General features: G+C 53.8%; 1 protein-coding gene. It reads left to right on the top strand.

All coding sequences use genetic code 11. The features are described from left to right. Positions 1 to 262, top strand: a 262-nt coding sequence (locus SB756_RS31465) for a pyruvate kinase (protein WP_410913423.1), incomplete at both ends; no start/stop codon positions are given.

Here is a 262-nt window from a genome sequence, read left to right as displayed (position 1 = left end):
ATATCCTGCTGCTGGATGATGGTCGCGTGCAGCTGAAAGTGCTGGAAGTTCAGGACATGAAGGTGTTTACCGAAGTCACCGTGGGTGGCCCGCTGTCGAACAACAAAGGCATTAACAAACTGGGCGGCGGACTTTCAGCTGAAGCGCTGACCGAAAAAGATAAAGCGGATATCATCACTGCCGCCAAAATCCGCGTCGACTATCTGGCCGTCTCTTTCCCACGCTGTGGTGAAGATATGAATCTGGCACGTCGTCTGGCGCG

Origin of the sequence: Pseudomonas sp. SIMBA_068 (assembly GCF_046534705.1) — a bacterium.
Classification (GTDB): Bacteria; Pseudomonadota; Gammaproteobacteria; order Pseudomonadales; family Pseudomonadaceae; genus Aquipseudomonas; species Aquipseudomonas putida.
Note: the sequence above shows the minus strand (reverse complement) of the source record. Positions and strands in the feature narration are given on the sequence as shown.